The sequence below is a fragment of the Candidatus Thermoplasmatota archaeon genome (assembly GCA_035540375.1).
Lineage (GTDB): Archaea > Thermoplasmatota > SW-10-69-26 > JACQPN01 > JAJPHT01 > DATLGO01.
The window spans coordinates 1-8,017 of record DATLGO010000035.1 but is presented as its reverse complement, the minus strand read 5'-3'; the positions used below and the strand labels follow the sequence as shown (position 1 = coordinate 8,017).

The window sequence follows — 8,017 nt, the reverse complement described above, 5'->3', positions numbered from 1 at the left end:
GTGAAGGGGCTTGAATGGATCACGCTCGCGGAGAACCTCGGCGCGGGCGCGCGCGAGCGCGCTTTCGAGATCCGCGACGAGATCCTCGACGGCTTCGAGCCCCACCGAGAGCCGGAGGAGGCCGTCGGTGATGCCGAGAGCCTCCCGCTCTTCGCGGGTGAGCGCCGCGTGCGTCATGCTCGCGGGGTGCGTGAGGAGCGATTCCGCCGCGCCGAGGTTCTCCGCGAGCGTGATCCATTCAAGCCCCTTCACGAATCGGAGCGCGGCCTCGTAGCCGCCGTCGAGCTCGAAGGCGAGGATGCCGCCCGTCACGAGCTGCTGCCGCTCGGCGAGGTCGCGCTGCGGGAAGGAGGCGAGGCCGGGATAGTGCACCTTCGCGACGCCCGGCGACTGCTCGAGGTATTCGGCGATGGCCTGCGCGGAGGAGGAAACGGCGTCGAGCCGGAGAGCGAGCGTCTTGATGCCGCGAAGCGTCAGCCACGCCTCGAAGGGCGCCTGGTTCGAGCCGGCCGTCTTGCGGATCAGCTTGAGCTGCTCGAGGAGCGCAGCGTCCGACTTCACGATGACCGCGCCGCCGATCGTCGAGTTGTGGCCCTCGAGGTACTTCGTGGTCGAGTGGACCGAGATGTCCGCGCCGAGCTCGAAGACGCGCTGCCCGAGCGGCGTGAGGAACGTGTTGTCGACCGCGACCGGCACGCCCTTCGCGTGCGCGACCTCCGCGACGCCGCGGATGTCCGCGAGCTTGAGCGTCGGATTGCCCGGACTCTCGAGGAGCACGAGCTTCGTCGCGGGCGTGATGGCGCGGGCGACGGCCGCGGGGTCCGATGCGTCCACGAACGACCACGTGACGCCCGCGCGGGCGTACACCTGGCGCAGGAGCCGCACGGTGCCGCCGTAGACGACGTCCGAGACGACCACATGGTCGCCCGCGGAGAGGGAGGCCCGGAAGAGGGCATCGATCGCGGCCATGCCAGAGGTGAAGGCCACCGCGCCGATGCCCTCTTCCAGACTGTTCAGCCTGATCTCGAGCGCCTCGACCGTCGGATTCGAGGCGCGCGAGTACGTGTGGCCCTTGTGGACGCCGACGTCCTCCTGGGCGTAGGTCGTGACCTGGTGGATCGGCGTCAGGATCGCGCCCGTGTCGCCGTCGGGCTTGCGGCCCGCGTGCACCGCGCGCGTGACGAGGGACGCCATTCAGGCCGCCTCCTTCACGAGGACGCGCACGGGCGCCGCGAGCGGCTCCTCGACGAGATCCGCGAAGCCGTTCTCCTTGAGCCAGATGTCGTTGTGGAACTTCGAGAGGTAGTTGCGGCCCGTGTCCGCGAGGATCGCGACCACGTTCGCGTCCGCGGGAAGGCCCTTCGCGACGCGCACCGCTGCCGCGACGGCCGAGCCCGAGGAGCCGCCGACGAGGAGCCCCTCTTCGCGCGCGAGGCGACGCGCCCAGACGAACGACTCGCGGTCGCTCACGACCTCGTAGCGGTCGATGAGGTTCTGGTCGAGGCCCTTCGGGATGAAGTCGTCGCCGATGCCCTCGACCTTGTAGGCGGCCGCTTCGCCGCCGCTGATGACGCTGCCTTCGGGGTCGTTGCACACGATGAGCGCGTTCGGGTTCGCGCGCTTCACGGCCCGCGCGACGCCCGTGAGCGTGCCGCCCGTGCCGGCGCCCGCGACGACCGCGTCGACACGCCCGCCGAGCGCGCGCACGATCTCCGGGCCCGTGGTGAGTTCGTGCGCGCGCGCGTTCGCGGGGTTGCCGAACTGGTCGAGGTACACGCCGCCCCGCTCGCGCGCGACGCGCTTCGCGACCTCGATGTAGTGGTCGCGCGACCCGGGTTCGGCATTCGGCGTGACGATGAGCTCCGCGCCGTAGGCCTTGACGAGCCGGCGCTTCTCCTCGCTCATCTTGGCGGGGAGCGTGATGACGAGCCGGTAGCCCCGCACCGCGCACGCCTGCGCGAGCGCGACGGCCGTGTTGCCGGAGGAGGCCTCGACGACGGTGCCGCCGGGGCGCAGCTTCCCGCTCGCCTCCGCCGCCTCGAGGAGCGCGAGGCCGATCCGGTCCTTCGCGCTGCCCCCGGGGTTCAGGAATTCGCACTTCGCCCAGACGCGGGCCGCGCCCTCGGGGACGACGCGGTGGAGCCGCACGAGGGGCGTGGCGCCGACGAGCGCGAGGACGTCGGGGGCCGCAAGGAGGGTGCGCTCGGTTTCGTCGGAATGCGTGAGAGACATTTTCGGAGCCTCCGAAATGCGCGGTGCGCAACCCCCTGAAGTCGGCCGGTAATATCTATGTTTGGATCAATGCGGCTCAGTTATGAAACGGCGGTGCTGCGAAGGCGCCGACGGGGAGCACGTCGATGGGTACAGGCGAAGGGGACAGGCTCACCGCAGCGGTCCGGAAGAAGAGCCATACCCCCGGCGCCGCATGACGAGCGGCGCCGGGGGGTCGGGGCGCCCGGTTGGAGCGGGCGCCCCTGCCAACCCCTTGGGGGCATTCAGGGTCGGAGGTCGTGCGGGTCGGAAACGATCAGCGGGAAACGGGGGAACTATCGGATGCGGTAGGCCGCGCCGACGTGGCTCGGCTTGTTCGCGATGGCGGCCATCACGGCGGTCATGTTCGTCAGGCCGGCCAGGTTCATGCGAGGCGTCGTGGGCATCGGAAGCACCGAGATGACCCTCACACCGGGGGGTATTAGGGGCGTGTTGAACGCGCGTTGACGCGCCGGCCGATGGTCAACGGGCGTTCAACAAGCAGGGGGTATCGCGACCTCACGGCTCACCGCAGCGGTCCGAATGGATCGATGGGCGTGACGTCCGAGAGGTCACACGCGGGCCCGCAAGCCGCGAGCGAGACGGGCACCGCATCCACGAAGGGCGCGACCGTCGACGCGTAGAGCTTCGCGGCCGGCCCCGGAGCAAGCGCCGCATAGTCGTCGATGTCGACGAGCGCGCGGGCGCCTTCCTCCATGGCCTCCTGCACGACGATTGTCCGGACGGTCTGCAGGAGCGAGCCGTCGGGGAACACGACGGGCCCGCCGCCCGACAGGAACGTCTCCTCGGCGTCCCCGAGGTACGAGAAGCGGACATCGGGGTCTCCGGGCTCGAAGGCGCCGCTCTCGAAGAGCGCGGGCCTGAACGCCGGGTCGATGAAGCCGAGGAGGACCGCGTGCTCGTCCGCGCGCCACTCGTGCAGGAGCCCGCGCCCCGCGACGGATCCATCGGGGTTGCGGCGCACGTCCTGGTCGATGACGCCGTTCTCGTTGCGGTCGCGGAACTCGCCTGCCCACGCGAGGAACCACACGGGTCCGGGCGGAAGCGCCGGCTGGAGCACGCCTTCGGACGCGCCGCGGACGTTGGTGCGGCGGTACTCCGCGTGGCCGTACAGGTTCCACGGCTCGCGGGGGTCGATCTTGTAGCCGTGCGGGTGGTAGTCGTGCAGTCCCACGGTGACCGCGAGGGCGTCCAGGATGCGGACGTCAGCGAGGCCTGCCGCCGCGAGTGCCTCCTGGACGCCGTTGTTTTGCCCATCCGCATCGAGTCGGGTCCGGCCGTCTTCGCGCGCGTCCGCGGAAACTTCCGCGTGGTGCGCGCGGGCGAGCTCAGCGAAGCCCGCGAATAGGACGGCGAGGGCGAGAGCGGGTGCGGCGAGAAGGCGGTTCACGGAACGCACCTCACGCGCAGACGCCGTTCACGGGCGCGCTGAGGTACCACGCGACGTCGCCGAAGTGCTCCCACGCCTCGCCGCGGATGACGAGCGTCGTGAGCGTGTCGTCGCGCCACTCGGCGATGCCGCCCGCGTGCGCGCCCGCGGCCTCAGTCAGGCAGCGCGGGATCACGAACTTGGGGTCCGTGGGCCACTCGAATGCGATTTCGGCGTACGTGATGCACTCGGCGTGGTCCGCGCCGCCGTCGCCGCCGACGAGGAACGTCGCGTGCACCTCGATGCGGCCGTCGGGCAGAGGCTCGGCTTCGACGCAATCATTGGAAACGGCGTTCAGGGCGGGGCCGGCGAGGTGTTCGACGGGTTCGGGCAGCCCGGGGCCGTCGGCCGCGGAGAGCGGGGCGGTCGCGAACAGGGCGATGGCGATGCAGGCGAATGACGCGCGTGCAATCATGTTGATCGAACCCACAGTCTGAAAGAGGTATTTCAGCGGAGAGGGAAACCTGCGAAAGACGGCCTCCGGACTTCCGATCGGTTGCGAAATTCGGGCCCGGCGGTTCTCAATCCGCGCGCGGCGTCCACGCCGCGACGTGGTCGCAGTCCCACACCGGCTCCGTGACCGGGTGGCCGGGCGTGTCGTGGCGGACCTCGAACGGGCCCGCGCACATCGTGAAGCCGGGCGAGTCGGGCGGCACCAGGATCGAGACGGCGCTGTAGTGCCGACCGAGCGTCGCGGCGTCCGCGGTGAGGTTGAGGAGGACCGTGTCCATCCCTGTGACGGGGCGGATGCTGCAGACGCGCGCGGTGGTGGGCGCGGTGGGTCCGCAGTCGTTCGGATGGACCTGGTTGGTGGACCACATCACCTTCATCGTGCCGGCGCTCCAGGGAGCGTCCGGGGTGACGCGGACGTGGACCTTGGCCAGGGGGCCGATCGCGCTCCCGTCCACGATGATGCCATTGAATTCGCCGCGGTTGTTGAAGTAGTCGTCCGCGACGGGCCTGCTCCCGCCCTCGTAGGGATCGGGTTGGGAGGCGACGCCGACGTGGCCGTCCTCGTTCACGTCATGCCAGATGCCCGCCCACAGTTCGAACGTGACGAAGGAGGGCGCCGCGGCCATCTCGCCGCCGCGCGAGCCGCCCACGAGCGCGCCCGACTGCTGGAGGAACGGGACCGAATTGAAGAACGCCGTCGTCGGCTGCTGGGTCCGCGGCATGAGGTCGATCCAACCCCGGTACGTTTGATTGAAATCGTCGCGCCGATTCTCGGCGGACGACCCCGATCCTTCGCGCCACTCGGGAAGATAGCGTCCGTAGACGGCGCCCTGCAGCCCGAGCGCCGGCTCGAGGCCGGAGCCGGGCGCGCGCGCCGGTTCGACGCGGCATGCGTTCGGGCAAGTCCCGACGTTCGGGCTCCCGATGGCGTTCACGAAGGGTGCGGCCGTCGAGGCGAAGATCGTGGTGATCGGCCCGGGCGACTGGGCCGAGTACACGTCGATATCGACGAGGGACCGGGCGCCCGCGATGAAGGGATACTTTCCATCCTCGCTCGGGGCGAGGATCGGATCCGTGACCGTCATGATGGTGAGCGTCTGGAAGAGCGAGCCGTCCACGAAGAGGATGCCGGCCGTCATGGAATCCGTGGCCGACGCGGCGCGGTACATCGCGCCGGCGTTGACGTACTTGAAATCGGGCGTGAAGGATTCCGGCCGGTTGAACGAGGCATAGGTGGGGTGGGGCCCCGGCTCGACGTAGCTGTACATCTTGGCCGTGCCGATCTGCCTCCATTCATTGTCGATAAGAGGCGCGCGGGAGGCTTGCCGGCGCACCTCGAGGAATGCGTCCTCGTCGAGGTTGTCCCACCATCCGTGGGCGGCCACGAAGGTGCCCCAACCCGGCAGGATGGTGTCGGCGACGAGACCGTCGCTCGCGCGGTGGGGGTTCGTTCCGACGAAGACGTCCATGTAGACGTCGGTGTGACCCTCGCCGGTCATCGGATCCTTACGGGGATTCGGAGCGGGCACGATGTACATGGCATCGAGGATGCGGATGCCCTTCGTAGGGGGACCGAGGTCGGTTGCCTCCTCGGAGCATTCGGACGACGGTTGGCGGAACCGGGCCTCCGCGACGCACGTCTTCTGGATCGCAAACGCGTCGCCCAGGGGCTCCTCGACCTCGGCCGTCACGTCGATCGTGATGTAGTCGGGGTCGATGTTGAGACACCCCGCGAGCGCGGGCGCGAACGCGACGCCGGCGACGACGAGGAGCTTGAGGGCGGTCTGCACGCTGGAGCCTCCGGGGGTGAGTCCCCCGGACTCCCCATGACCTTTGCCGTGGACAGTCGGCTCATTCGGCCCAGGGCGCGACGTGGTCGCAGTCCCGGACGACCTGCGTCACGTCGAGGCCGCCCTCCGCGTAGCGCACGGTGAGCCACGGCGTGCAGACGGTGAAGCCGGGCGATCCGTCGGCGAGAAAGACCGCGAGGCGCGACGCGTAGTGGCCGGCGGCCACGTTCTCGTGATCCGCGTGCATCGTGAGCGGAACCGGCTCGGAGCCGACGTAGACCTTCTGGTCGGGCAGCGCTCCGAGGGATCGCGCGACGCGCGCGCCGTTCGGGCCCCACTCCGTGTCCGGCACGAGCCAGAGGGTGAACGTGGTGAGGTTGGCGACCGCGCCGAAGAACTCCCCGTCCCGCGCGAAGTAGTCGTCCGGGAGCGGACGCGAACCGGCCTCGTACGGATCGTCGGCGTTCGCGCGGCCGATGAACCCGTCGCCATTCAGGTCGCGCCAGATCCCGACCCAAAGGTCGAAAGTGACGAAGCCGGGCGCCGCGGCCTGCTCGCCATCGGCGGTGTTGTGTCCGACGAGCGGGGCATCGGTCGTGAACGGAGGCAACTCGTTCCCTATGTTCACTTGATAGACCACGGGCTTCACGCGCGTGCGCGGAAGGAGGTCGATCCAGCCTTCGTAAGCATCCTCGAAAGCCGCCCTTCGGCCTTCCGCGGTCGAGCCGGAACCATCGGCCCATTCACGCGGATAGCGGGCGTAGAGCGCGTTCTGCGCCGCGGCGATCGTCGGATCCGCGGCCGTTTCCGTCGGCCCGATCGGGAGTCCGCTGCAGCCGGCAGGGCAGATCCCGTAGCTCGGGCTGCCGATCGCGTTCACGAGCGGCGCGGCGGTCCCTGTGTAGAGCGCTTCGACAGGACCTGGGGCGACGGCACCGTAGACATCGATGTCCACGAGCGAATCCGCGCGCATCGTGTACGGAAACTCGCCGTCCGGGCTCGGGGAGAGGATCGCGTCGGCGATCGTGGTGATGGTGTACGTCTGGACGAGCGAACCGTCGGTGAAGATCACGGGCACGATGCCGGTGTCGTAGAGGCCGCGCGACGACGCGCGCAGGCGCGCGTCGGGCTGCGTATCTCCGGGCCGGATCATCGAGCGGTACTGCGGGTGGCTCCCCGGCTCGACGTACACGTACACCTCGCGGTTCGCGAGCCCGACCCATTCGTTGTCCGGCGAGGCGTGTTCGGCGTTTTCAGAGAGATTGATCGCGACGATGCGATCGCCATTCGTGTCGCCCCAGTACCCGTAAGCGGCCTTGAGGCTCATCGGCCCCGGCCACACGACGTCGGGCGCGAAGCCGTTCGATGCGCGGTGCGCGTTCGCGCCTCGGGCCTGATCCGAGACGATGTGCTCGGGCATCGGGCCGCCTCCGAGCATCGTGAACACGTCCTGCGCGTCGGCGCTCGCGGACGTCGGCCCGGCGAGGAAGGTGACGAAGCCGTCGAGGAGTCGGATGCCGTCGATGGGATACAGGCCGCCGGTCGGAACGCGCGGACACGTGGGCGAGTCTATCCCTTCAGCCGCTTCGCGCACGCAGTTCGCCTGACCCGCGGCGTTCAGCGCTTCGCGGTTCGCCTCGTCAGCCTCGTAGTCGACCTCGACGTACCAACGCGACGTGCCGGTGACGCAGCCGGCCAGCACGGCGGCAAGCGCGAGGGCGAGGACAAGGACGAAACCGGACGGAACGCGGACCGACATGGGCCTCCCGCCCCGGCACTGAGGTTCACGTGGGATGCCGCTTCCCCCGTCCCCAGGCGGGGTGACACGCGGAGCGCGCGCTGGATGCAGGGAAATGAGCGGCCGGAGCCGCAGAAGAAGGGGGGTCCGCGCGGCGTCGCCGCGCGAGGGGTGATGGGCGCGCCCGCGGATGCGGGCGCGGGGAGTCTCTCCGGATTCACCCGAAGACGCTCGCGAATTTTCGGATTCGCGGCGTCTCCGGCTGCGCTGAGCTTAGCCGAAGAGGGCGCCCAGGCCCGCCATCGCCTCTTCCTCGGAGGGGCCCTTCTCTTCGGG

Annotated in this window: 7 protein-coding genes; all 7 read right to left on the bottom strand. The window is 69.8% G+C overall.

Annotation, left to right across the window (positions count from 1 at the left end):
- Window positions 1-1,194, bottom strand: a 1,194-nt coding sequence (locus tag VM889_04200) for a PLP-dependent aspartate aminotransferase family protein (protein ID HVL47740.1), incomplete at its 3' end; no start/stop codon positions are given.
- Complete coding sequence (locus VM889_04195; protein HVL47739.1) at window positions 1,195-2,232, bottom strand: cysteine synthase family protein; 1,038 nt, start codon at window positions 2,230-2,232, stop codon at window positions 1,195-1,197.
- A gap of 314 nt (window positions 2,233-2,546) precedes the next feature.
- Window positions 2,547-2,681 (bottom strand): hypothetical protein, encoded by a 135-nt coding sequence (locus tag VM889_04190; GenBank protein HVL47738.1) that lies wholly within the window; start codon window positions 2,679-2,681, stop codon window positions 2,547-2,549.
- A 95-nt stretch (window positions 2,682-2,776) separates the two neighbouring features.
- A complete protein-coding gene (locus VM889_04185) occupies window positions 2,777-3,661 on the bottom strand; it encodes a hypothetical protein (protein HVL47737.1) in 885 nt (294 codons plus the stop codon).
- Window positions 3,662-3,671: 10 nt separating this feature from the next.
- Window positions 3,672-4,115: a hypothetical protein gene (locus tag VM889_04180; GenBank protein ID HVL47736.1), complete on the bottom strand. Its 444-nt coding sequence runs from the start codon at window positions 4,113-4,115 to the stop codon at window positions 3,672-3,674.
- A 106-nt stretch (window positions 4,116-4,221) separates the two neighbouring features.
- Entirely contained in the window at window positions 4,222-5,943 is a 1,722-nt protein-coding gene (locus VM889_04175; GenBank protein ID HVL47735.1) for a hypothetical protein, read from the bottom strand.
- Between the two features lie 61 nt (window positions 5,944-6,004).
- Window positions 6,005-7,702, bottom strand: coding sequence for a hypothetical protein (locus VM889_04170; protein HVL47734.1), 1,698 nt, complete (start codon window positions 7,700-7,702; stop codon window positions 6,005-6,007).
- Between the last annotated feature and the right edge of the window lie 315 nt (window positions 7,703-8,017).

Bases quoted from the DNA above. Each gene is read 5' to 3' on its own strand.
- VM889_04195 (HVL47739.1), bottom strand. From the start codon at position 2,232: ATGTCTCTCACGCATTCCGACGAAACCGAGCGCACCCTCCTTGCGGCC.
- VM889_04170 (HVL47734.1), bottom strand. From the start codon at position 7,702: ATGTCGGTCCGCGTTCCGTCCGGTTTCGTCCTTGTCCTCGCCCTCGCG.
- VM889_04180 (HVL47736.1), bottom strand. From the start codon at position 4,115: ATGATTGCACGCGCGTCATTCGCCTGCATCGCCATCGCCCTGTTCGCG.